Annotated in this window: 20 protein-coding genes and 1 pseudogene; 17 read left to right on the plus strand and 4 right to left on the minus strand. The window is 67.3% G+C overall.

Going from position 1 to position 22,258, the window contains the following annotated elements:
• From EBN03_RS27860 to EBN03_RS27905, 10 genes are all read left to right on the plus strand, one after another.
• Entirely contained in the window at nt 1-1,260 is a 1,260-nt protein-coding gene (locus EBN03_RS27860) for a nucleotide sugar dehydrogenase (RefSeq protein ID WP_233608692.1), read from the plus strand.
• Complete coding sequence (locus EBN03_RS27865; protein WP_199742992.1) at nt 1,257-2,243, plus strand: NAD-dependent epimerase/dehydratase family protein; 987 nt, start codon at nt 1,257-1,259, stop codon at nt 2,241-2,243. The genes EBN03_RS27860 and EBN03_RS27865 overlap by 4 nt, the downstream gene beginning before the upstream one ends.
• Nucleotides 2,243-2,968 carry a polysaccharide deacetylase family protein gene (locus EBN03_RS27870; RefSeq protein ID WP_122191123.1) on the plus strand — a complete coding sequence of 242 codons (726 nt, stop codon included), beginning with the start codon at nt 2,243-2,245 and terminating at the stop codon, nt 2,966-2,968. Before EBN03_RS27865 ends, EBN03_RS27870 begins: the two co-directional genes overlap by 1 nt.
• A gap of 16 nt (nt 2,969-2,984) precedes the next feature.
• A complete protein-coding gene (locus EBN03_RS27875; RefSeq protein ID WP_158675754.1) occupies nt 2,985-4,208 on the plus strand; it encodes a glycosyltransferase family protein in 1,224 nt (407 codons plus the stop codon).
• 65 nt (nt 4,209-4,273) lie between these two features.
• Nucleotides 4,274-5,380, plus strand: a complete 1,107-nt coding sequence (locus EBN03_RS27880; protein WP_158675755.1) for an N-acetylglucosamine-6-phosphate deacetylase — start codon at nt 4,274-4,276, stop codon at nt 5,378-5,380.
• Between the two features lie 11 nt (nt 5,381-5,391).
• Nucleotides 5,392-6,480, plus strand: coding sequence for a Gfo/Idh/MocA family protein (locus tag EBN03_RS27885; protein WP_158675756.1), 1,089 nt, complete (start codon nt 5,392-5,394; stop codon nt 6,478-6,480).
• Nucleotides 6,450-7,217, plus strand: a complete 768-nt coding sequence (locus tag EBN03_RS27890) for a 5-deoxy-glucuronate isomerase (RefSeq protein WP_122191127.1) — start codon at nt 6,450-6,452, stop codon at nt 7,215-7,217. The genes EBN03_RS27885 and EBN03_RS27890 overlap by 31 nt, the downstream gene beginning before the upstream one ends.
• Entirely contained in the window at nt 7,214-7,999 is a 786-nt protein-coding gene (locus EBN03_RS27895) for an SDR family oxidoreductase (RefSeq protein WP_122191128.1), read from the plus strand. Before EBN03_RS27890 ends, EBN03_RS27895 begins: the two co-directional genes overlap by 4 nt.
• Nucleotides 7,996-9,117 carry a glycosyltransferase gene (locus EBN03_RS27900; RefSeq protein WP_122191129.1) on the plus strand — a complete coding sequence of 374 codons (1,122 nt, stop codon included), beginning with the start codon at nt 7,996-7,998 and terminating at the stop codon, nt 9,115-9,117. Before EBN03_RS27895 ends, EBN03_RS27900 begins: the two co-directional genes overlap by 4 nt.
• A gap of 23 nt (nt 9,118-9,140) precedes the next feature.
• Nucleotides 9,141-10,163 (plus strand): phosphotransferase enzyme family protein, encoded by a 1,023-nt coding sequence (locus tag EBN03_RS27905; RefSeq protein WP_158675757.1) that lies wholly within the window; start codon nt 9,141-9,143, stop codon nt 10,161-10,163.
• A gap of 94 nt (nt 10,164-10,257) precedes the next feature.
• Here the strand turns inward: EBN03_RS27905 and EBN03_RS27910 are convergent, their stop codons facing one another.
• A complete protein-coding gene (locus tag EBN03_RS27910) occupies nt 10,258-10,671 on the minus strand; it encodes a hypothetical protein (RefSeq protein WP_122191131.1) in 414 nt (137 codons plus the stop codon).
• Nucleotides 10,672-11,814: 1,143 nt separating this feature from the next.
• On the opposite strand from EBN03_RS27910, the gene EBN03_RS27915 reads away from it, so the two are divergent.
• From EBN03_RS27915 to EBN03_RS27925, 3 genes are all read left to right on the plus strand, one after another.
• Nucleotides 11,815-12,588: a MarR family transcriptional regulator gene (locus tag EBN03_RS27915; RefSeq protein ID WP_122191132.1), complete on the plus strand. Its 774-nt coding sequence runs from the start codon at nt 11,815-11,817 to the stop codon at nt 12,586-12,588.
• A gap of 506 nt (nt 12,589-13,094) precedes the next feature.
• A complete protein-coding gene (locus tag EBN03_RS27920) occupies nt 13,095-14,150 on the plus strand; it encodes a replication-relaxation family protein (protein WP_122191133.1) in 1,056 nt (351 codons plus the stop codon).
• A gap of 169 nt (nt 14,151-14,319) precedes the next feature.
• Nucleotides 14,320-14,565: a hypothetical protein gene (locus tag EBN03_RS27925; RefSeq protein ID WP_122191134.1), complete on the plus strand. Its 246-nt coding sequence runs from the start codon at nt 14,320-14,322 to the stop codon at nt 14,563-14,565.
• A 239-nt stretch (nt 14,566-14,804) separates the two neighbouring features.
• On the opposite strand, the gene EBN03_RS27930 is transcribed toward EBN03_RS27925, so the two are convergent.
• Both EBN03_RS27930 and EBN03_RS35295 read right to left on the minus strand, forming a co-directional pair.
• Nucleotides 14,805-16,304, minus strand: a complete 1,500-nt coding sequence (locus EBN03_RS27930; protein WP_122191135.1) for a recombinase family protein — start codon at nt 16,302-16,304, stop codon at nt 14,805-14,807.
• A 6-nt stretch (nt 16,305-16,310) separates the two neighbouring features.
• Nucleotides 16,311-16,460 (minus strand): annotated as a pseudogene (locus EBN03_RS35295) (transcriptional regulator); the annotation flags it as partial.
• 148 nt (nt 16,461-16,608) lie between these two features.
• Here EBN03_RS35295 and EBN03_RS27940 point away from each other — a divergent pair.
• The 4 genes from EBN03_RS27940 (at nt 16,609) to EBN03_RS27950 (ending at nt 19,436) form a co-directional block, all read left to right on the plus strand.
• Nucleotides 16,609-17,343, plus strand: a complete 735-nt coding sequence (locus tag EBN03_RS27940; protein ID WP_122191136.1) for an SDR family oxidoreductase — start codon at nt 16,609-16,611, stop codon at nt 17,341-17,343.
• Nucleotides 17,344-17,509: 166 nt separating this feature from the next.
• Nucleotides 17,510-17,653, plus strand: coding sequence for a hypothetical protein (locus EBN03_RS34345; RefSeq protein WP_158675759.1), 144 nt, complete (start codon nt 17,510-17,512; stop codon nt 17,651-17,653).
• The gene (locus tag EBN03_RS27945) at nt 17,650-18,522 is read left to right on the plus strand and encodes an aldo/keto reductase (protein ID WP_122191137.1); all 873 of its coding nucleotides are present in this window, start codon (nt 17,650-17,652) and stop codon (nt 18,520-18,522) included. The genes EBN03_RS34345 and EBN03_RS27945 overlap by 4 nt, the downstream gene beginning before the upstream one ends.
• Before the next feature lie 191 nt (nt 18,523-18,713).
• Complete coding sequence (locus EBN03_RS27950) at nt 18,714-19,436, plus strand: hypothetical protein (protein ID WP_122191138.1); 723 nt, start codon at nt 18,714-18,716, stop codon at nt 19,434-19,436.
• 51 nt (nt 19,437-19,487) lie between these two features.
• On the opposite strand, the gene EBN03_RS27955 is transcribed toward EBN03_RS27950, so the two are convergent.
• Nucleotides 19,488-22,250: an ATP-binding protein gene (locus tag EBN03_RS27955; RefSeq protein ID WP_122191139.1), complete on the minus strand. Its 2,763-nt coding sequence runs from the start codon at nt 22,248-22,250 to the stop codon at nt 19,488-19,490.
• Nucleotides 22,251-22,258 lie beyond the last annotated feature (8 nt).

Genomic DNA, 22,258 nt, shown 5'->3' on the forward strand with positions numbered 1-22,258 from the left:
GTGATCGGACAAGGCTATGTCGGTCTTCCGCTGTCGGTTCGCGCTGCTCAGGCGGGATACCGCTGTATCGGCTTCGATCACGACGAGCGTCGGATTGCGCTACTGCGGGAATGGATTTCACCGATCGAAGACGTGTCCGATGACCAGATCGCGGCTGTGTCGGCGGCGGATCGCTACCACCCGACCGCGCGACACGAAGACCTCGCCGGATTCGACGTTGCGGTGATCGCGGTGCCGACGCCGCTGACGGCCGGAGTTCCGGATCTGTCGTATGTCGAGTCGGCGGGACGGTTGGTCGGCAAGTACTTGCGGCCTGGCGCGCTCGTGATTCTCGAGTCGACCAGCTACCCGGGCACGACCCGGACCGTTCTCGGCCGGGTACTCGAAGAGCAGTCCGGGCTCACGGCGGGCAGCGACTTCCACCTCGGCTACAGCCCGGAGCGGATCGACCCGGGGAATCCGCATCACCGCCTGGACAACACTCCCAAGCTCGTGTCCGGGGTGGATGAGTGGTCCTTACGCGCGGCCGAGCGGTTCTACACCGATCTGGTCGCCGAGGTGGTGACCGTTGGCCGTTGTGAGGAGGCCGAGTTGGCCAAAACGATCGAGAACACCTTCAGAGCGGTGAACATCGGGCTGGTCAACGAGCTGGCCGAGATCGCGCACGCCGCCGGCATCGACTTCGCTGCCGCGATGGACGCTGCCGCAACGAAGCCGTTCGGCTTCATGGCGTTTCGGCCGGGAACGGGCGTCGGCGGACATTGCGTGCCGGTCGACCCGATGTTCCTGGCCTGGTGGGCGCGGCAGCAGAAGACCGGAAAGCCCAGCGAAATGATCGAGCTGGCCGACCGGATCAACCGGTCCCGCCCGGCATACGTCGCCGAACGTGTGACTCAATTGCTCGCCGAGGCCGGGCGCGCGGTCGCCGGTGCACGGATCCTTCTGCTCGGGTTGGCCTACAAGCCGGGTACCGGAGACCTTCGGGAATCGCCGGCGCGGGAGGTTGCGCGACTGTTGTACGCGTCAGGCGCGACTGTGCGGGCGGCTGACCCGATGGTGTCGGATCTCGAAGCTGTTGCCCTGGACGGAATTGCGCTGGTAGACGCGAATGAGGACGAAGCGGCTGCAGCGGATGTGGTGGTGCTGGCGACCGCGCACCCGGCGTTCGATTACGCCGCCCTGGTCAGCAGTGCGGCAACGGTGCTGGACTGCTGTGGCCGCCTGCGGGGACTCGGCGCGCAGCACGTGGTGCAGCTGTGAGCGGGCTGCGGGTCACCGTCACCGGCGGAGCCGGGTTCATCGGGTCCACCGTGGTGTCGAGGCTGGTTCGCCACGCGGCCATCGGCCAGGTCACCGTCATCGACGACTGTTCCACCGGCAGCCCGGCGATGCTAGGCGACGATCTGGCGCACGTGGACTTTCGGCGCGGCAGCATTCTGGATCCCGACGCCGTCGACGCCGCCACATTCGGGGCCGATGCGATCGTGCATCTGGCGGCACTGGGGTCGGTTCCACGGTCGGTGTCGGATCCGGTGGCAACCCATCACGCGAATGTGACTGGGACCGTTCATGTTCTGCAAGCAGCGCGGGCAGCGGAGTGTTCACTGCTGGTCACGGCATCCTCGTCGTCGGTGTACGGATCACAGCCGAAGGTTCCCCGCACCGAGCACAGCTGTCCGCTCCCGGTCAGTCCGTACGGCGCCAGCAAACTGGCCGGGGAAGCCTACGTACGTGCGTTCGCTCAGACCTACGAGCTGCCAGCGCTACCGCTGCGGCTGTTCAACGTGTACGGGCCGCGCCAGCGCGCCGATCACCCGTACGCCGCGGTGGTGCCGCGACTGTGCCGCGCCGCGCTGACCGGCCAGGAGTTCACCGTGCACGGCGACGGGCACCAGAGCCGGGACTTCACCTTCGTCGACGTCGTTTGTGACGTTATCGAAGACGCACTCACGCGGCGGGTGACATCCGATCCGGTCAACGTCGGATTCGGATCGGCAACTTCGGTACTCGACCTGGTCACGATGGTGAGCGAACTGCTCGGGGCTCCCGTCGCCGTGCGGCACACAGCGCCTCGGGCGGGTGACGTGAGGAATTCACCCGCAGACCCGGACCGGTTCCAGGCGCTCTTCCCGACCGTGCGGCCGATTGACCTGCGTGCCGGGTTGGCCGAGACGCTCGAATGGCATCGCCGGCATCACTCCGACGGCCAGAGGACGGCGGCGTTGTCGGCGGGTGATCGGTGATGAAGATCTTGATGTACCACCTGATCGACGACATCGACAGCCCGATGGCGGTGCCGCCCAGCCGATTCGCCGAGCAGATGGCCCTGCTGGCGGGCGGGGGCTACCGGCTCGTCACCGGCTCCGAGGTTCACGACGCGCTGCTGAACGGGCAGCCACTGCCGCACAACGCCGTATTGGTGACCTTCGACGACGGCTACACCAACACTCTCACCACGGCGCTGCCCGTGTTGAAGCACTACGGGGTGCCCGCTGTCATGGCGGTGTGCGGCGGCTACCTGACCGACGACCTTCCCCTCCATCTGCCGCACGCCAGCCAAGAGGTCGCTGATACAGCCGCCGTGGCAGCCTGGCTGGAATCCGGACGAGAAATCGCCGCACACAGCTATACCCACCCCCGCCTGACCACACTCACCGACACCGCCCTGCACTGGCAGATCCACGGCGACGCAGAAACCCTCACCGAGCGCCTCGGCGTCACACCACGAATATTCGCCTACCCCTATGGCGCCCACGACGCCCGTGTCCGTGCCGCAGTGGCGCAGGTGTACCCGCTCGCGCTGGCCACCCGAGAACGCCAGGCCACCGGCCTGGACCCGAATCAGTTGCCGCGCATCCAGGTCGACCCGAGATGGGACCTGCGGCAGTTCCGCGCCGCGCTCGACGACGATCCCGTCCCCGCCAGCGCACGCCGCACAAGCCCCACGCCGACCAGCGAAATTCGGTGAGGAAGGAACGATCCCCATGACATCTCAGCCTCGCACCGTCGCCCTGTACTGGCACAACGGCCGGTCCCTGGGCCACACGGCCAGCACCGTCAAGGTCGCCCGCTACCTGCTGCGGTCCTCTGACCCGTATTCGATCGCCGGCATCACCGGTGCCTATCACGGGCTGGATCTGCTCCCGGCCGACGTGGATCTGGTGAAAATCCCCTCCTTCACCAACCGCGACGACCCGGACGGCTGGCATCTGCGACCCCGCCTGGCCATCTCCGAAGCCGAACTGCACCGCGTCCGCTCAGACCTGATCACCGTGTTCCTACGGTGCTTCCGCCCCGAAGTGCTGATGAGCGACCACATCCCGCGTGGCGCCGACGACGAACTCGTCCCCTCACTGGAGGGGCGCTATGCCCAGCATGCGGTGCTGACCCTGCGCGGTGTGCTGTTCGACCGGGACAAGACCATGCGCAAGTACTTCGGCGACCACGGACGCGGACCATGGCTGGCCGACAACTACTGCCAATTCAACGTCCACTGCGACCCGGCTGTCTTCGACCTCGCCGACTATTACGGGCTTCCGGGATCGATGAGTGAAAGGTTGCACTACACAGGCTATCTCGCCGAACCGTACAAAGAACCCAGGCTCGAGTGCCGCGCCCGGCTCGGCGTGACCCCGGACGAACGTCTCATCGTCGCGGCCATGGGCGGAGGGCAGGGCGCCGGCGAACTATGGCGGTCACTGTCGACTGCGTTGAACCGCAACCGTTCCCGCTTCGACCGAGCGGTCCTGGTCACCGGACCGTACCTCGAACCCGCCGACCGACGCGCCCTGCGCCAGCTATGGAAACACGACTCCGGTGTCGCAGTGCGCACCTACGAGCCAGACCTGATGCCGTGGATGAAGGCGGCCGATCTGTTCGTCGGTGCCGCCGGCGCCAACATGCTCGGCGAAGTCCTCGCCACCGGTGTCAATGCCATCGCGATCCCTCGCCAGGTCCGTGAGGTGGAGCAGAACGTGCACGCCGAACGGCTCCACGCACTCGGCCTGGTCCGCCGAGTCGGCCTGTCTCGCGCACTCGACGGAGCGCTCGATCACGTGGTCGCGACCGCGATCGACGATCCTCTCGACTTCGACGGAACCCGGTTCCTGTGGGATGGAGGAAGTTACGACCGGCACCTGCCCGGCGGCTCACACGGCACTCGCTGCGCATGCACACTGTCGACCACTGCCGCGAGCGTGAGCGCATGACCGGCAACGACATCGAACCAGGCTGTGTCGTAATACATTCCGGCCGATCGGTCAGCAGCTCCGACATGGATCGGGCGCGCGTCGCGGTCTGCCGCGGTCATGTGGTTGCGGCAAAATGCGCTCACCAACCGAGGCTCGTCGACGCAGCTGGAGGCTGGATCAGCCCAGGTCTGGTCGATCTACACCTGCACGGCAGCGCAGGACACGACTTTGCGGACGCCGAACCGGACTCCTGGGCGGCCATCTTGCGCGCCCATTTGGCCGCCGGAACCACGACCGCGCTGGCAACCATCGCCAGCACCAGCCCGGCAGCGGCCCGAGCAGCGCTCGCTACCGCCCACGAACTGGCCGGTGGGCCAGAGGCTCTCAACCTCGCCGGTGTCCACTTGGAGGGCCCCTGCCTGGCTGGCGAGCAGCGCGGCGCTCACGATCGCAACCATCTGCGCGAGCCGCGCGAACTGCTCGAGGAACTGACACCGATACCGCCCGCACTGCGGATGGTGACCCTGGCACCCGAGCTGCCCGGTGCCCAACAGGTGATCACCTACCTCGTCCGGCAGGGCGTGGTAGTCGCCGCCGGGCACAGTGCCGCGACCTCCGCTCAACTCGACGCCGCGAAATCGGCTGGTCTCAGCCATTTGTCGCACCTGTGGAGCGGCCAGTCCACCCTGACCCGCCCTGCCGCGCATCGGGTTCCGGGGCTGCTGGAGGCATCGCTGGCTTCCGATGGCCTGACAGCCGAGATCATCGCCGACGGGCACCACCTTCCACGCGAACTACTCACGATCGCCCACCGCTGCCTCGGCGCGGACCGGCTGTGCTTGGTATCCGACGCCACCGCCGCCACCGGCCTGCCGCGCGGTTCCCAGTTCCGGGTCGGCGCGACGACCGGCGTAGTTCACGACGGCTATGCCACCACCCTCGACGGCCACAGCCTGTGCGGAAGCACCACCACGCTGGCTGGTTGTGTCGCCGAAATGCGGAAGCGTACAGACACTTCCGTGCCGGACATTCTCACCATGGCGACCGCAACACCGGCGAGAGTCCTCGGCCGCTACCCCCAGAAAGGCAGCCATATCCCCGGTGCTGCCGACGGTGACGCAGTCGTGTTCACGCCGGACCTGGAAGTAGCCGCCGTCATCATCGCCGGCCGACTGGTAGGTGCCTCGTGAGGGCGCTACGTGTGGTGCTGATCGGTGCAGGAACCCGCACCCACAAGGTCTATTTGCCTTGGCTGTCGCGCTCGGGAGCCGCCGTGTGCGTCGCCGTCGTCGACTCCGACATCGGCGCCGCGCACCGCGCAGCGGCACAATTCACTAGAGCCGTCGCAGCCCGACCTGGCGACGTGGAGTCTGTCATCGCGGACACCCAGCCGGACTTGATCATCGTCGCGGCGCCGGACGCCGCGCACGCCAGCTACGTGCGGAGGTCATTGACCGCCGCTGTGACCGTGCTGGTTGAGAAGCCGCTCACGACAACCCTTTCCGATGCGCTGGAACTTGCACGATCGGTGCGATCCGACCGGGTGCTGGTTGCCACGAACTTCCGATCAGTCAACCTGAACACCTGGGTGCGCACGAGCCTGCAGGCCGGGCTGATCGGAACCGTGCGAACGGTCGAGTTCTCCTATCACCTGACCACTGACCACGCCCGCTCCTACCTGTACCGGTGGCACCGCCATCGGGCCGCCAGCGGGGGCCTTGAGATCACCAAGGCTTGCCACCACCTCGACCTGCTGTCCTGGTGGCTCGACGCCACACCGACCGGAGTCCGGGGCCGGATGGACCGCCGCCTGCCCGCAGCCGACTACCGAGCAACCGGCGCCGACATCCACGACACCATCGAAGCTCTGATCACCTACGACACTGGGCAGACCGCCCAATACACACTGCAGCCGGGTGCTCGCCACGACAGCTACACCTGCACGATCGAGGGCACCGACGGCCGCCTCCAGATCGCCTACAACGCCGCGGCGGGACCACACGAAGTCCACATCCGCACCGGCAGTCACGGCACCGGATGGCCGCGGCTCATCGCCCGCGAGCCCGGCACGCACGCCGGCGCCGATGCCCGCATGCTCACCGCCCTTCCCAGCGCCGCCCGCGGCGGGAGATCACCGTCGTTCGCGACCGCCGCCGAGGCCGCCCTCACCGTCGCGACCGGCAGCGCGATCCGCGAATCCGCCGAAACCGTTCGCGCCGTACATATTCCGAACTCCCTGACCGCACCGGAGAACCAGCCATGTCGATTATCAGCACCCCCAACGGCCTGACCCTCATCCGGCATCACCTGACCGGTACCAGCACCAGGATCACCGCGCCCGCTGGTGCCGAAATCGTGCTGGTCCTTATCACCGGCCGCGTGATCGTTGACCTCGGTGCCAGCGGCCCGCTGTCGAGCGGCCATCGCGACGACCCCTTCACCACGCCCGCCACCATCTGGTACCTGCCGCCGGGAACGGCTGCCACCATCAGGACAGGGCAGGCACCTGCAGAGATCGCCGAAATCCGCGCCCCGCTGACCCAACCCCCGACGATCAACTTGCCGACCACTTCAACCGCACCACCACCTGAGCAGCGGGGGCAGGGTTCGTGGCAGCGCGAGGCCACCACCTTCGTCACGCCACCGCACACCGCGGGGCTCCTGGTCGGCGAGACCATCGCCCGCGACGGCCGCTGGTCCACCTACCCGCCGCATCGGCACGACCACAGCCGATTACCCGAGGAGTCGAACCTCGAAGAGGTCTTCCTGTTTCGCCTCAAACCCGCGACCGGGTTCGGGTTCCTGCTCACCTACGACCGAACCCCGGCTGACGGCCGCACGCACATCCTGGAGGACAACGCTCTGGCCTCCGTCCCGTCCGGCTATCACACCGTCGCCGCTGCTGGAGGCCACGATCTGCTCTACCTGTGGGCCGCCCACGGCCCCGACACCACCTTGGCCATGCACACAGACCCCGCCCACTCCTGGCTCATGCACCCACCCACTGAACGGATCTACACACGATGAGCAACAACATCTCTCGCGGCCTGGCCCTCGTCACCGGTGGCAGCGCCGGCATCGGCGCAGCCACCGCCGAAACCCTCACCGCGACCGGATACTCCGTCATCGCCGCCGCACGCCGTCTGCCCAACTCCACCGACCCGGACGGAACCTCGACCCACAACCTCGACGTCGGCAGCACCGCCTCCATCGACCGGCTCGCGCGCACCGTTGCCGACCACCCGCAGCCACTCACCCTGCTCGTCGCCAACGCCGGAATCCCTTGCACCGCAGCCACAATCGCCGACAGCGACCCCGACGAATGGCGGACGATATACGACACCAACGTCGTCGGCGTCGTTCGATGCATCAAAGCGTTCCTGCCCGACCTCACCCGCAACCACGGCCACATCATCGTCATCGGATCCACCGTCGGGCGCGTCGCCTACGAACGCGGCGCCGCCTACGCGGCCAGCAAACACGCCGTCGCCGCCCTGATCTCCACACTCCGACTCGAACTCAACGGAACACCGGTCCGAGTCAGCGAAATCGCCCCTGGCATGATGCGCGGCAACGCCCAGGGAGGCGAGTTCATGCAGCGGCGCTTCGGGGGCGACCGGGACGCCATCGACGCCGTCTACGCCGGTGTCCCCGAACCCCTTACACCCGCCGACATCGCCGACTGCATCAGCTGGGTCGCCACCCGGCCACCCCACGTCGACATCGATCTCCTCGAAGTCCGACCCCTGGCCCAAGCAGCGCAACACAAAGTCCACCGCCTCACCACCGCGGAAGCGAGCACCCGATGAACCACATCGTGCTGATCCTGCGGCACTTCACGGTCGGCGGCCTCGAACGCGTCCTGCTGTCCCACGTCCGAATACTCCTCGACGCCAACTACGACGTCACGGTCTGCGTCCTCGACCCCGGACGTGACAACGCTCTCGTCTTCGAACTCCCACCCGCCGTCCACCTCGTCACCGCACCGGCGAACCCCCTGCAGCGGCACTCGTTCCTGCGCCAGATCGTCCACGACCGGGTCGTCATCCTCGAATTCGGCGACGGCCGCCTCTACCCGACCATCCGGCCGGCACTACTGACCGCCCGGAGAGTGATCCGGTTCTGCCACTCCGACTACTCTCACCTGCGCAATCGGACCAAGAACCTGCTCGACCGCCTACTGGCAGCGGGCGAAGACCGAATCATCGCAGTCGGCGGCCGATCCACACGATTCCTGCTCGACGACGTCGGAATTCCCGGCCACAAGGTCGTCACGCTCGCCAACGCCATCGAACCCATACACGCCGCTCCCGAGCCCCCGCCCTGGTCATGGACCGCAACGGGATACCTCGTCGCAGTCCAGAGCCTCTACCAGCACAAAGGCCATGACACACTGCTGCAGGCGTTCGCCGAGGCCACCCGAGACCGTCCCAGCGACGTCCGGCTCGTCATCATCGGCGACGGTGACCAGACCATCGCGCTACACCGGCTGGCCGAAGACCTCCATATCGGTGATCGAGTGGTCTGGCTCGGTGCGGTTTGGCACCGCGACGTCGTTCATACGGTTCTCGAAGGCGCCGCAGCGTTCATCTCCACCAGTAGATTCGAAGGCATCCCCATCTCGATCCTCGAAGCCTGCCAACACGGCCTGCCCCTGATCCTCACCGACATCCCTGGACACCGAGACGGCGCGCAATCGGGCCCTGCCACTTTCGTGCCCGTCGATGACGTCGCAGCCACCGCTGCCGCGATCCGGACCCTGCTCACCCACCCACCAGCGGAACGAAACACCGACGACGACCACATACGGGCCGCATGGGAGCGCTACCGTTACCAGCTGCTCGCCGAACTCGCAGCCACTCAAACCACCCCCGGAGACGACTGCGTACCGAACCAAGCGTCACCCACCACCGACATTCGACGATAGCGACGAGAGGAACCGCACCACCGATGACCAGCTTTTCCGCTCTCGGGCACAACGAGCAGCTCGCTGTGCTGGAGCAGTCCGTCCGCGCCGAACTCAGCAGATACGACATCGACACAGACGCCGAAATGACCCTGCAGCAGTACGAAGACAACGCGGTCTGGCGCATCGACACACCACGCCAGCCGTATGTCGCCCGCCTGTCGGTCCGCGCCGGAAGAACAGTGCCGCAACAGAAATCGGAAATGCGCTGGCTCACCAGCCTCGCCGAAACCGAGAAAGTCGCCGTTCCCTCACCGATCACAACCACAGCCGGCGAGCCGGTACTCAGCCTCGACATCCCCGGACACCCGGAGGAGGCGACCCTCGCCATCCTCCACTGGGTCCCCGGAACCGCCGAACCAGATTTCCACAACCCCACCAACGCCGCCGGCATGGGAGCGGCCACCGCACACCTGCACCACAACGCCGCGACCGTCGACATCCCATTCGACCGCCCGCGCTGGAACCTCGACACCATCCTCACCACTGGCGCCACCACGGTGAACCCAGCAGCACAAGCCAACCTCGGAGAGAACGGACGCGCGACACTCCAAGCGATCGGCGAACAACTCAGGCGTGCCATGGCCGGTCACCACGACATCGAACTCCGCATACACGGAGACCTCCACCGCGAGAACATGATCGGCATGCCGGACGGTGCGGTCGGCATCATCGACTTCGACGACTGCGGATGGGGCAACCCGATCCTCGACATCGCAACCGTTCTGTCCAGCATCCACCGAATCGCCGAAGCCCCAGGCGAATACGAGAAGTTCTACGCAACCTTCATCGACGGGTACTCCCGGATCGTGAGCCTCCCAGACAACTTCGAACAACTGCTCGAACCGTTCCTCGTGCTGCGTGACGTGTTCGTCTTGAACTTCGTTTCCGAGGCGATGAACCACAACGCGGAGGTCGCCTCCTGGGGTCCCGGAAGGATCGCCGGGATCCTGGACAGCATGCGTCACCACCTCGACGGCATCTCCTATCCCGGTACTCCACGGTAGGAGGCGCACCGCTGTGGAACGGCCACTGACGAGAGAAGACCGGGCTGGCGACTCGGTAGAGTTGCCAGCCCGGTCTCGGTGCCAATTTCGCAGGTCAGGTTGTCATGCGGATCTCGATGACATGGGCGGGGGTCTTGGCGGCGAGGTAGTCCAGGATGGACATCCGGGCCACTGCCAACCCGGACAGGTGCCCGACCGGGGTGAGGATCATGTTCGCTTCGGCGCGTGCGCATTCGGTGGCCAAGCACACCAGCGCGGGCGGGAGCTGACAGTTCTGCGGAGGCGGCTCGTGGAACACCCCGGCGAGTTCGTGCCCGAACTGGACTCGCGCGATGAGCGCGAGTTCCTCGTCGAACTCACCGATCCGGTCGGTATCGATCAAGTCGGTGCGCACGTAGCCGTAGCACAACGGCGGTAGCTTCACCCGGTGCGGGCGCGCCCGGGTATCGGCCCGATACGGGTCGGGGACGCCGCTCGTGGCGCGGGCTGCGGGGTGCGGGCTCGTCATCACCGATACTCCCTACGGTGTCGGCGTCCGGTGAATTCTCGGGTCGGGGGCACGGTTCACTCCTCGAATCAATAAATGTCGCGCGTAGACCGGACGATTCGACATCAGGGGAACGCACGTCCGGCGGTAATCTATTTGTTTCCCACACGTCCATGGACGCTCCATATAGGGGCAATGTCAAGGAATTATTGGAAGCTCCGACTATCACCTCGGAGGAGTCGACGAAGAGCGGGCAGGAACAGACGTCGACACCCTCTGATTCCGGCCTGCGGCGAGGCAACGCACTCGGCCACAGGAAAGGATGCCATGCTTGCCGACCACCGAATGTGGACACAAGAATGTATAGTAATATCGAAATCCGATCCGATCCGACGCACCACCGACGGCCCCTGAAACGTCGGCCAGGGATGGCCGAATGCGGCCTCTGATGGCGCCACATTCGGTAGCGGATAATAATCGAGTATTCCAACTGTTTCGGTGATACTGAAACGGATTCCGTGGGGTATTCCGTGCAATATCCCGGGGGCTTGTCCGACGGCTGCCTTTGGATCAACCCACCCAATACCACACCATCGGCCGCCATAACAGCTGGTAGACCGATGTTCCGCCGCAGCGTCTCCAACCCGGGATTGTTCCTAACTGGTTAGACTAGGAACATGATCACCCCGCCCGCACGCGGGGCTTTTCGGTGCGATAAACATGCCGCTCATCCTCGCTTCAGTTTAGTTATCATTAGTTTTCGATTTGTCGTTTCCTTTCCGCCTCCACAGTGCCGGCGGTTCAAGATACTCTCGAGTCGCGGTCAGCGCGTTTCATTCCCGTGTTGGTCGCCACACGCCGAGTGTCCGACCCGCCTCGAGATCCGGCGACACATTCGGGCACCGGAATCGTGCGGCGGCCGAGTCGAACTCCCGCAACCGAGCGAGTATCCGGTGACAGAATTCCGGCAACGGGAACGTGGAATCACCTGCGCGTAAACGGGTTTCGCTTCACATCCGCTTGACATCGGCACCGGTATCGAGCGTCCATAGTTACGGGAACTGCACCGCGAACGGGGAAATATCCCGGAGCGGCCCGGTTTCCGTCCCGGCCGGGACATGACCAGTACACCCACTCACCCCTGAATGCTTGGGAGGCATTGTCATGTCCACACGAACCAACACCACCGACCCCACCTCGGCCACCACCGCCACGAACAGCGGTCCGGCCACGCCATCGGCGGTCGTGCCGCTGCTGCGCACCGACGCGGAGAAGGCGTTGTGGCCCACCCTCGCAGCACATCCGGGGTCGACCGCCGCCGAACTGGCGGACGCCGCCGGAACCGGTGCATCGACCGCCCGCGCGATCCTCTCGCGCTGGGCCACCGTGGGGGCCGCGCTCCGCCTGCGCAGTACCGAGGCGGGCCCCCGCGTCGCCGACCGATGGACTCCCGCCACCACCGAGCCCGACACTGCCGCCGACAACGACGATGCGGGACCACTGACCCGCCCCGAGCCCGACACCGACCATGCCGCAGGCGAACCCACCGACGCCACCCCGCTTCCGGCACCCGACACGAGCGCCGACCAGCCCGCCCTGACCGTCCCCGACGGGACACCCGGCCCGCAACAGCCCGCCAACGGCACGGACGACGGTCACAGCGCCACCCAGGCCGCCGACGCCCCGGCCGCCGGGACCGATGCCGCAGCGGGGCAGCAGGAGTCGCCGGTACGGCTGGCGGCAGGCGCGTTACGGGGACAGGTCGAGGACTTCCTGCGCGACCACCCCGGCAGCGAGTTCACCCCGCACCAGATCGGCAAGACGATCGGGCGGTCGAGCGGGGCTGTGCACAATGCCCTGGAAAAGCTGACCGCGCTCGGAACCGCCCGCAAGACCAGCGCCCGGCCGAAGAAATACACCCTCGACCCGGCCTCCTGACCAGCGAGAGAGCACCGTAGAAGTCCCCGTGGGGCCGAACGACGCGCGTCGTTCGGCCCCACGGCCGTCGCCGAGTGCACGGAGCCATACGTCGGCTGCGCGCCGAGACGGCGAGTCCGAATCTCGCCAGAACACAGAACCTCCCGGAAAGCCCCCTAGACCCGAACGCAGTCTCTCCGGAACATCACCGCCACGTCTCCGACCACATCAGGCAACCCGATTGCAACACTCGCACGCCTGTGGCGCAGCACCACAAGCAAAACCCGCTGCTACCTGTAGCGGAGATGGTACAGAGACGTTTCGGAGACGCTCCCGGAGAACATCTCCAACCCACTCACGCGAATACTCCGCTACCCGACGGGGTTTCGTGAAATCCGCGCACCCGGTCGAGGCACCGGGATTCTCAGAAACAATTCAGGGTCTCGGTGTCTCAAAAGGCGATTTTTTCGAACATTGATAGGTGTACAGACGACCTCTCTCGCGACCTGTCCGGAGGCCCCGCCGACATGAACCAGCGCGACCGACACACCACCCGCACCCCCCGCTCGCCGATCGACCCCATGCACCTGGTTTCGAAGCTCACCGCCCGGGATTCGTGGATCCTGGCGATGCTGCACGAGCACCGCGTCCTGACCACCATGCATCTCGCCGCCCTGGCGTTCCCGACCGAGAACCTCGCCCGCCGCCGCCTCGCCCGCCTGCACTCCTACGGGGTCCTCGACCGGTTCCGGCCCCTGCTCCCGGTCGGCAGCGCGCCCTCGCACTGGGTCCTCGCCCGTGCCGGCGCGACGATTCTCGCGGCGCAGGCCGGGACCGAGCCACGCAAGCTCGGCTACCTGCCCCATCACGCCGAGACCATCGCCCACAGCCTGCACCTGAACCACACCCTCGGCATCAACGAATGGTTCACCGCACTCGCCACCACCGACCACCGGACCGACCCGGCCGACGCGAGTACCGGGGCCGGGATCGGCGGCGGGACACCGGAACTGGTGATCTGGTGGTCGCAGACCCGCGCCGCACGCCGGTGGGGAGACCTCGCCCGCCCCGACGGTTACGGCCGCTACACGCACACCACCACCGCAGAGACCGCGGTGCTGGATTTCTTCCTCGAGTACGACCTCGCCACCACCAGCCTGCCGCGCGTCGCGGCGAAACTGTTCGGCTATGCCGACCTCGCCCGATCCACCGGCGTCGTCACCCCGGTCCTGTTCTGGTTCCCCAGCCTCGCACGCGAGAAACACGCCCGGGTGGCCCTGCACAAGGTGTGGGCGAAGTTGCCCAACTGGCAACAGGTGCCGGTCGCGACCGCTGCCGCCGCTCTGCTGGATCCGGATGCGCCGCATCCCGGCCCAGCCGACCGGGTGTGGATACCGTTGGGCCCCACCACCTCCGGCCGCCTGTTCCTGCACGAGCTGGCCGCGGTATGGCCCGCCCGCACCGTGGCACCACCGGTCCCCGAGTCCGAACAGGTCCCGCACACCAGCGGCGGGCTGGTGAGCCTGCCCGTACCGCCGCCGCGATGCCCCGCACTGTGGCGCGAGGACCCGTCGGCACCGTGACCACGCCACGCCGCGCATACCAGGGCCGTTGTGATGCTCACCGGTCCTTGTCCAAAAACGGCCGAAATCCAGACACTAATCAGTGAGCCCCACCGCCCGCTCACCCCGGCGGCGACCCGCCAGCGCTGGCAGCCGCCGCCCCGCCCGGACGATCACGGAAGGCCCCGCCATGCCCGACGACACCACCGCAGACAACGTCCGCCGACTCCGCCCACCCCGCGCCAGTCAAACCCAGCCCGAGCAGCTGAGTTTCGACGAAGACTGGATCGACTACTGGCGCAACTACACCCGCGCCTGGCCGCCGTTGGACCGCGACCAGATCGACGCCATCGCCGCCATCGTCGCCCGCATCGACCAGCGCCGGGCCACTGCCACCCACGCCGGCGGCCCGCAGCAACGGCCACACGCCGCCTGACGCGCTGGTGTCGGCGAATGTCAGCGGCCACCAACAGTTTCCGCACGGCAGTAGCCACAGCAGCACGCCGCCAGTCGAGTCCGGGATTCGCCTAGAGACGACCGGCTGAGGACCGGAATCCGTCAGAAGACGACATCTCGCTGCACACTCGTGAACGCAGCGAGATCGTGGAGCCCCCGCCCAGACCGCATGCCATGAGGGATGCCTGTGGGCGGGGGCTCGGTCACTCGGCGCCCGGCCTACGCGGTGGCGGTCCGGTCCTCGACCACTACCCGGTCCCGGTCGAACACCGGACCCCGCACCGTGGCAGGCATGATCTTCACCCGTTTGCCCCGCAGCGCGCGCTTGATCAACGCCCGCTTCTCGGCCACGTTCGCCGCGTCCCACCGCGCGGTCCACACCTCCACCGACTCCGCCACCGCCTCCTGCGAATCATCCACCGCATGAACAGCATCGAGCGCGTCGAGCTTGCCGCGCAGCTCAGCGATCCGCCGATCCAGGGGTTCCACGGCTGCGTCGTAACGTTCCAAGCTGATCTCCCCGCGACCCAACCGCCCCGACAACTGAGTCGCCAGCTCCTCCGCCGTCGCCAGATCGTCCGCGATCGGGCGGCGTTTCTCCGCCGCTGCGACCGCTGCGGTGTTGACTGCTTCGGCGTGACGCGGGTCAGACAGGATCGTCACCACCAGCGACCCCAACGCGGTATCCAAAATCCGCATGTCCACCGACACTTTGTTACAGCCGCCCCCGGTCACCCGCTTCTGGCACCAATACCGCCGCCGCACCCCACCATCGGGGTAGGAGCCCCGATTCGGGTTCGGCCGCCCGGTCAATCCACGGCCACAATGACCGCAATGGACCAGTCCCGAGCACACGTACTCCGCCGAGGCAGGCCGGCCTTTGCCTCGCGCAGTGAACAGCGCTGTCAGCCGTTCCCAGTCGGTTTCACCGATCAACGGCGTGCCCGGGGCCCGCGCCACGATCTCGCCCAGATGAGCGACGTACCCTCCGTTGCGGGGATTGAGCGCGACTCGTTTCACCTTGTCCCCGGACCACTTCGCCTTCACGGTCGTGGTGATCCCGCGCCCGTTGAGATCGATCGCGATCTTGCGCAGACTTTCCCCGGCCAGCAGCCGGGTCACCATCTCCCGCAACACCACCGCCTCGGACTCCCTCACGGTGACGCCGTCACGCTCGTACCCGAACGGGCGATGGGTGTGATTCGTTTCGCCCCCAATCGCTTTCAGCCGCTTCCCGCGTTTCACACGGGTCGACAGGCGATCGGATTCGTAGGCTGCTGCGTTCAGCTGATCACGAAACGTTTTGCGGCCGTTGGCGGTCGACAGATCGTATTCACCCTCGCTGTCAAGGATCACCAGGCCCTTCTCGGCGGCCAGGATCAGTCGCTCTCCCTCGATCGGGCGGCGGGAGAACCGCGCCATGTCGAAGACCACCACACCCCCGGTAGCGCCTGATTCCAGGCGCTCCATCAACGACTCCCACGCTTTGCGGCGTACGCGCGGGTTCCACGCCGACCGGCCCTGGTCCACGAACACTTCCCCCACGGTCGCACCGTGTTCGGCGACCCGGACCCGGCAGTCGCCGACCTGCCCGCCGGTAGACCGCTGCCGGTCGTCACCGACCCGCGATACCCGCGCATAAATGTCTAGAATCAACCCACCGGCACCCGCGACCAGGGCATTCGACACAGTGACCACTCCCAAAAGAATTGGGGCCACTAATCATACGCTGACCCCCGCCAGCTGGGCGACCTCCTCACGCCGGAGTCCGGGAACACGCCGGACTCCGGCGTGTGGGGACAAGCCGGCGGACTCGGGGCTGACGCGAGCCCGCCGGGACCGTAGGAACTCCCGAAGGTCGGTTTCGATCACGATCACCCAGGCTAACGACGGGTGGGCCGCAGAGGGGGTAACTTTGTGCCCCCGGTATGCCGTACCCCGGTAAAAACTGCCCTCTACCTGGCGATTCACTCCAGTGGTGTCCTGAATGGGTCCCGTACACCACTGACAGGAGAAGCAGAAAATGGACAGGTCGAAGATCGTGTTGGTCACCGGTGCGTCCAGCGGTATCGGCGAGGCCACGGCCCGCCGTCTGGCCGCGGCCGGACATCACGTCGTCCTGGGTGCGCGGCGCGTGGACAGGTTGGCTCAACTGGTCACCGAGCTGAAGGAAGCCGGATACGACGCGGAGTACGCGCAGCTGGATGTGACCGACCCGGAGAATGTGCGTGCTGTCGTGAGCGATGTGCTCGCCCGCCACGGGCGGGTCGACGTGCTGGTCAACAATGCCGGTGTAATGCCGCTATCGCTGGTCGCGGACCTACGGGTCGAGGACTGGGACCGAATGATCGACGTCAACCTGCGCGGCGTGCTGCACGGCATCGCGGCGGTGCTGCCGTCGATGCGCGTACACAGGTCCGGACACATCGTGAACATCGCCTCGACCGCGGCCGAGCGGGTGGACCCGACCGGGGTGGTGTATTCCGCAACGAAATACGCGGTGCGCGCTGTCTCCGAGGGCCTGCGCCAGGAGACTCCGGACATCCGCGTCACCCTGGTCAATCCCGGGCTCACCCGCACCGAACTCACTCACTCCGGCGGAACACCCGAGCTACAGGACGGGGTCCGCAGCGCCCTCGCCACAGTCGGTCTCGACGCCTCCGCCATTGCTGCCGCCATCGAATACGCGGTCGGCCAACCCGACACCGTAGACGTCAACGAGATCATCGTTCGCTCGACCAGCTCGTTGCAGGGCTGAAAGCACCGGAAAGACAAAGTAAGTGACACAGTTGACCGGAAACGGCGCTCGGCACAGGTGGTGGCAGCGCAATCGGGCGGGCCGGTGCGCCGGCGCCGACGGCTGAAGGCGCTTTCGTGACGGCCGCGAGCCGCACCGGGGCGAGTTCGGCGGATTCTCCGAAGTCGTGGCCGCCGAAGCCGCCGACATCCTCGCCCGGCAGGCCGCATCCGACCGCAAGTGGGCCCGGCTCAGCGCGCGCACCGACTTCGTCCAACCCGACGCAGGTGCCATGGATCAGGATTCCGTCGATCGAAAGGACTCGAAATGACAACCCCCGCAACCCGAACCGTGACCATCGGCGGCGATCTGGCGGTGGGCCCGATCGGCTACGGCGCGATGCAGCTGACCGGGCCCAAAGTCTGGGGCCCCTACCCCGACCACGACCACGGCATCGCCCTGCTGCGCTCCGCCGTCGACCTGGGCGTCACCTTCGTCGACACGGCCGACGTCTACGGCCCCCACTCCAACGAGGAACTCATCCGCGAGGCACTGCACCCCTATCCGCGGGATCTGGTGATCGCCACCAAAGGCGGATTCGTCCGCGGCGGACCCGAATACACCGATCTGGGTGCTGTCGGGAACCGGAACTATCTGCGGCAGGCCGCGTACCTGAGCGCCCGGCGGCTCGGCCTGGACCACCTCGACCTGTACTACCTGCACACCCCGACCATGACCGATGCGCCCTTCGAGGAGATGATCGCCACCCTCGCGCAGCTGCGCCAGGACGGGCTCATCCGCCACATCGGGTTGTCCAACGTCAGCGGCGACCAGCTCCGCACCGCGCTGGCGATCACCGAGATCGCCGCGGTCACAGTGCATTACAACATCGCCGAGCGCGGCGGTGCCGCCGTCGGGCAGATCGCGCGCAGCACCGGCATCGTATTCTCCCCGTGGCATCCCGGCGTGATTCCTCGAGATGAGAACGCCCGCGCGGTGATCGATCCGATCGCCGCCGAGCATCACGCCACCGCCCGGCAGATCGCCCTCGCCTGGCAGCTGCATCGCGGCGAGCACACACTGCCCATCCCCGGCACAACCAGCATCGAGCACCTCGAGGACAATATCGCTGCCGGCCGCATCGCACTCTCGCCCACAGAGGTCGCCGCAATCACCGCACTCGCAGCCGAAGAAGTATGACGGTCACCGCCCACGGGCACCGACCGGGTTACCGACGTTCCCCGACGAGGTTCGCTCGCGTGGCCCCGACCCCTGGCCCGATGGTCCGGGCGCACGGCCAGGGGTGATCACGGGTGCGAAGCACAGGCGCAGTGACGGACCGTGTTCTATGCCGCGGGATGTTCCTGCGGGTGAGGCAAGGAGCGACGGACATGGATCTACTCGATGATGTGGTCAACGCGTACGGCGGTATCGAGCGCTGGCGGCAGCTCGACACCATCACCGCGCATCAGCGCGTCGGTGGGGTGCTGTGGACGCTCAAGGGTGTCGACGGGATCCTCGACGATTCGACCGTGCAGATCCGGGTGCAGGAGGAACGCACCTGGCTCCGGCCGGCGTCGACACCCGATGTACGGCTGTCCTTCGGTCCCGATCGCGTGACGATCGAGACCGACGATCCCGCAGCCCGGGTGGTCGAGGAACTGGCCGATCCGCGCGACTCGTTCGCCGGTCATACCCTGGAAACCCCCTGGTCGACTTTGCAATTGGCGTATTTCTCCGGCTACGCCATGTGGACCTACCTGTCCGAGCCCTATTCGTTGACCTTGCCCGGGGTGTACACCGAGGAGCTCAGCACCTGGCATGAGGACGGGCAGACCTGGCGGCGGCTAGGAGTGCGATACCCGGACACCATCGCTACGCACAGTGCCGTTCAGGTGCTCTACATCGACGCCGACGGCCTGATTCGCCGGCGTGATTACGAGGTCGACATCTCGGCGAATTCGCCTGCCGCCCATTACTCGAGCGACTTTCTGAGTGTCGACGGCATCGTCCTGCCGACCAACCGCGTCGTCTACGGCCGCGACGCGTCCGGACACCGCGTAGCGGATCCGATCCTCGTCACCGTCGCGCTCGACAATGTGACGGTCGGCTGACGGCAACCGGCTGCGGCGGGGTGGCAGCGAGAACGACCACCTCGCCGGCCTTCACTCAGCCCGAACGCGGTCCGCCACGCGGTCGGGCAGCGCGTCGCGCAGGCCGCGTCGGGAAGTGATCCCCAGCTTGTCGAAGACTTTGCGCAGGTGCCATTCTACGGTGCGGGCACTGAGGTACAGCTCGCTGCCGATTTCCTGATTGGTGCGGCCGTCGCGCGCCAGCTGCGCGATCTGGTGCTCCTGTGGGGTCAGATCGTTACGGGTATCGGCTGTCCGTTTGCGGACCTTCTCGCCGGTGGCGAGCAGCTCGTGCCGGGCACGTTCGGCGAAGCCGTCGGCTCCCATCGCGACGAATTCCTCGAAGGCTCGCTTCAGATGGGTGCGCGCATCACCGCGCCGGCGTTGCCGGCGCAGCCACTCACCGAACAACAGACTCGAGCGGGCCAGCTCGAAGCGAAGGCGGGTGCGCCCGAGACAGTCCACCGACTCGGCGTAGAAATGCTCGGCCGTGTCGTCGGGACCGGTCAGGGCCCGTGCGCGAGCCAGCAACCCGGCAGCCCAATCCGAGTCCGGAACCGCTGTGTAGGTGGTCAATCGGTCCAGCGCGGTCATCGCCGCCGCGACGGCCCCGCTGCGTACGGCGGCTTCCACGAGATCCGGCAGCGCCTGCGCGGTGAACGGACCGAGGTTCCCGTCGGCCGCCCGGACCGCCGCGTCGAAGGCCAGGTCGTATCGGCCGAGACCGAGCTGCAGTAGCGCAGTGGCGCGATGGGTGATCTGCAGTCCCAGCCCTTCGCCGCGAGCCGTGGCCTCAGCGGCCGCCGTCGCGAGCACCGGTTCGGCCCGGGTGGCGTTTCCCTGGTAGGCCAGCAGGAACAGATCGCCGTACGACGCCCGCAGTGTTCCGGTGACTTCCTTGACCCGCTGCTCCTCCAGGCCGAGAGCACGCGCGTGCTCGACGTCGCCGCGCCACAGCGCCACCACGCGATGTGCGTTGAGCGCATTGGCCAGCGGCGCAAGGGCTCCGGCTCGACGGGCCAGCTCCACGTGCCGGCTGCTGACCGCGTCCCATGCCTCGAAGTCCCACAGCGACAGGGCCGCGTTTGCGACCAGGACACCGCGGCGCAGGAAGACATCGGTGGGGAGTTCGGCATCGAGGAAGTACGTCACTGCCTCCCGGAGCGCAGGCGCCGCGGCCGCCGTTCCGGCGGTGACCATGGTGGCCAGCCCGGATCCCAGCGCGTCGGCGGGATCCGGCGGATCCGCGGCCGGTACCGCGCAGGCAGCTCCCGACACCGTCACCAGGTCGGCGTCCGCATCGGCCAGGCGGCCCGCGACCAATGCGGCACCCCACGCGTCCACATAGGTGTCGCGCGCCAGCCTTCGGTCGAGCGATTCGAGGCGCCGAGCCGCCCGCAGCAGCGCCAATGCGGCGTCGCTGCCGGATCTCGCCGCACGGCCGGTGAGACCGCGCACCAGATCCGCGCGGGCGCGTTGCAGCTCGTCGACCGCGCCGGCCTCGGCTTCGGCGACGAGACCGAGCGCCGTGTCGTATCGTCCCGCGTCGAGCTGCGCTTGCGCCGCCTCCAGGGTTCGTTCGGTGCGTAGTCGTGCGTCTGCGGTGAGCGCCGCCGCCCGCTGCAGGAAGGACGCGGCCGCCGCGACACCCCCGCGCGTCCTGGCCCGTTCGGCCGCGTCGTACAGCGCGGTCGCGACCTTTTCGTCGGGTCCGGTGGTCGCGGCGCCGAGATGCCAGACCCGGCGCTCCGGCTCGGACTCCGGATCGAGCGCATCGGCCAGGGCGGCGTTCACCGTGCGGCGCTCCTCGGCGGTTCCGGCGGCGTAGGCGGCACTGCGAATCAGCGGGTGGCTGAACCGCGCCTGTCCCCCGACCTCGAAGAGCTGCTCCTCCCCTGCGGGTGCCGCGGCGGAGGGCCGCAAGCCCAGTGACTCGGCGGCCCGCCACAGCACGGTGGCGTCTCCGGTGGGTTCTGCCGCGGCCAGCAGCAACAGGTGCCGAGTCGGGTCAGGTAGCGCTCGAATCCGCCGCACGTAGTGGTCGTGCAGGCTGCCGGCGCCGATCGCGGGGAATGCGAACCCGCCCATCAGCTCGGCCTTTCCACGCTGGGCCAGCTCCAGCAGAGCCAGGGGGTTCCCCCGGGTCTCAGCGACGATTCGGTCCCGAACCCGGCTGTCGAACTGCCCGGGCAGGGTCGCGGTCAGCAGCGCGAGCGCCGCGTCGTGGCCGAGACCCGAGACAGGGAGTGCGGGAATGCCCGCCAGCAGCTTCTCGCCCTCGGGCTCGCGCACCGCGAACACCATCAGCACCGACTCCGCCGCCAGCCTCCTGGCCACGAAACCCAGGATCTGGATCGACGCGTCGTCGATCCACTGGGCATCGTCGATCAGGCACACGGCCGGCTGGTCGTTCGCCGCCTCCGCCAACAGCCCCAGGACCGCCAGCCCGAGGACGAACTTGTCGGGCGCATCCCCCGCCACATATCCGAACGCGATCCGCAACGCCCGCTGCTGCGGATCCGGCAGGCCCGCAATCAGATCCAGCATCGGAGAGCACAACTGGTGCAGGGCCGCGAACGGCAGTTCGAGCTCGGATTCCATCCCGGTCACCGCGGCCACCCGGCATCCGGTCGCCCGCTCCGAGAGGTAGGCCAGCAGCGTGGTCTTGCCGATACCGGCTTCGCCGCGGAGCACGAGCGCACCGCTCGCACCGTGCCGAACCCGGTACAGGGCGTCGTCGAGGCGGGACAGTTCCTCCGTGCGACCGCGAAGGGCGGTGGTCGGTGTGGCGGCCATCCCGCCAC

This window comes from Nocardia stercoris (assembly GCF_003696265.1).
GTDB lineage: Bacteria > Actinomycetota > Actinomycetes > Mycobacteriales > Mycobacteriaceae > Nocardia > Nocardia stercoris.

Coding starts and splice junctions, on each gene's coding strand:
- EBN03_RS27870 (WP_122191123.1), top strand. CDS start 2,243: ATGAAGATCTTGATGTACCACCTGATCGACGACATCGACAGCCCGATG.
- EBN03_RS27875 (WP_158675754.1), top strand. CDS start 2,985: ATGACATCTCAGCCTCGCACCGTCGCCCTGTACTGGCACAACGGCCGG.
- EBN03_RS27880 (WP_158675755.1), top strand. CDS start 4,274: ATGGATCGGGCGCGCGTCGCGGTCTGCCGCGGTCATGTGGTTGCGGCA.
- EBN03_RS27890 (WP_122191127.1), top strand. CDS start 6,450: ATGTCGATTATCAGCACCCCCAACGGCCTGACCCTCATCCGGCATCAC.
- EBN03_RS27895 (WP_122191128.1), top strand. CDS start 7,214: ATGAGCAACAACATCTCTCGCGGCCTGGCCCTCGTCACCGGTGGCAGC.
- EBN03_RS27900 (WP_122191129.1), top strand. CDS start 7,996: ATGAACCACATCGTGCTGATCCTGCGGCACTTCACGGTCGGCGGCCTC.
- EBN03_RS27905 (WP_158675757.1), top strand. CDS start 9,141: ATGACCAGCTTTTCCGCTCTCGGGCACAACGAGCAGCTCGCTGTGCTG.
- EBN03_RS27910 (WP_122191131.1), bottom strand. CDS start 10,671: ATGACGAGCCCGCACCCCGCAGCCCGCGCCACGAGCGGCGTCCCCGAC.
- EBN03_RS27915 (WP_122191132.1), top strand. CDS start 11,815: ATGTCCACACGAACCAACACCACCGACCCCACCTCGGCCACCACCGCC.
- EBN03_RS27920 (WP_122191133.1), top strand. CDS start 13,095: ATGAACCAGCGCGACCGACACACCACCCGCACCCCCCGCTCGCCGATC.
- EBN03_RS27925 (WP_122191134.1), top strand. CDS start 14,320: ATGCCCGACGACACCACCGCAGACAACGTCCGCCGACTCCGCCCACCC.
- EBN03_RS27940 (WP_122191136.1), top strand. CDS start 16,609: ATGGACAGGTCGAAGATCGTGTTGGTCACCGGTGCGTCCAGCGGTATC.
- EBN03_RS27945 (WP_122191137.1), top strand. CDS start 17,650: ATGACAACCCCCGCAACCCGAACCGTGACCATCGGCGGCGATCTGGCG.
- EBN03_RS27950 (WP_122191138.1), top strand. CDS start 18,714: ATGGATCTACTCGATGATGTGGTCAACGCGTACGGCGGTATCGAGCGC.
- EBN03_RS27955 (WP_122191139.1), bottom strand. CDS start 22,250: ATGGCCGCCACACCGACCACCGCCCTTCGCGGTCGCACGGAGGAACTG.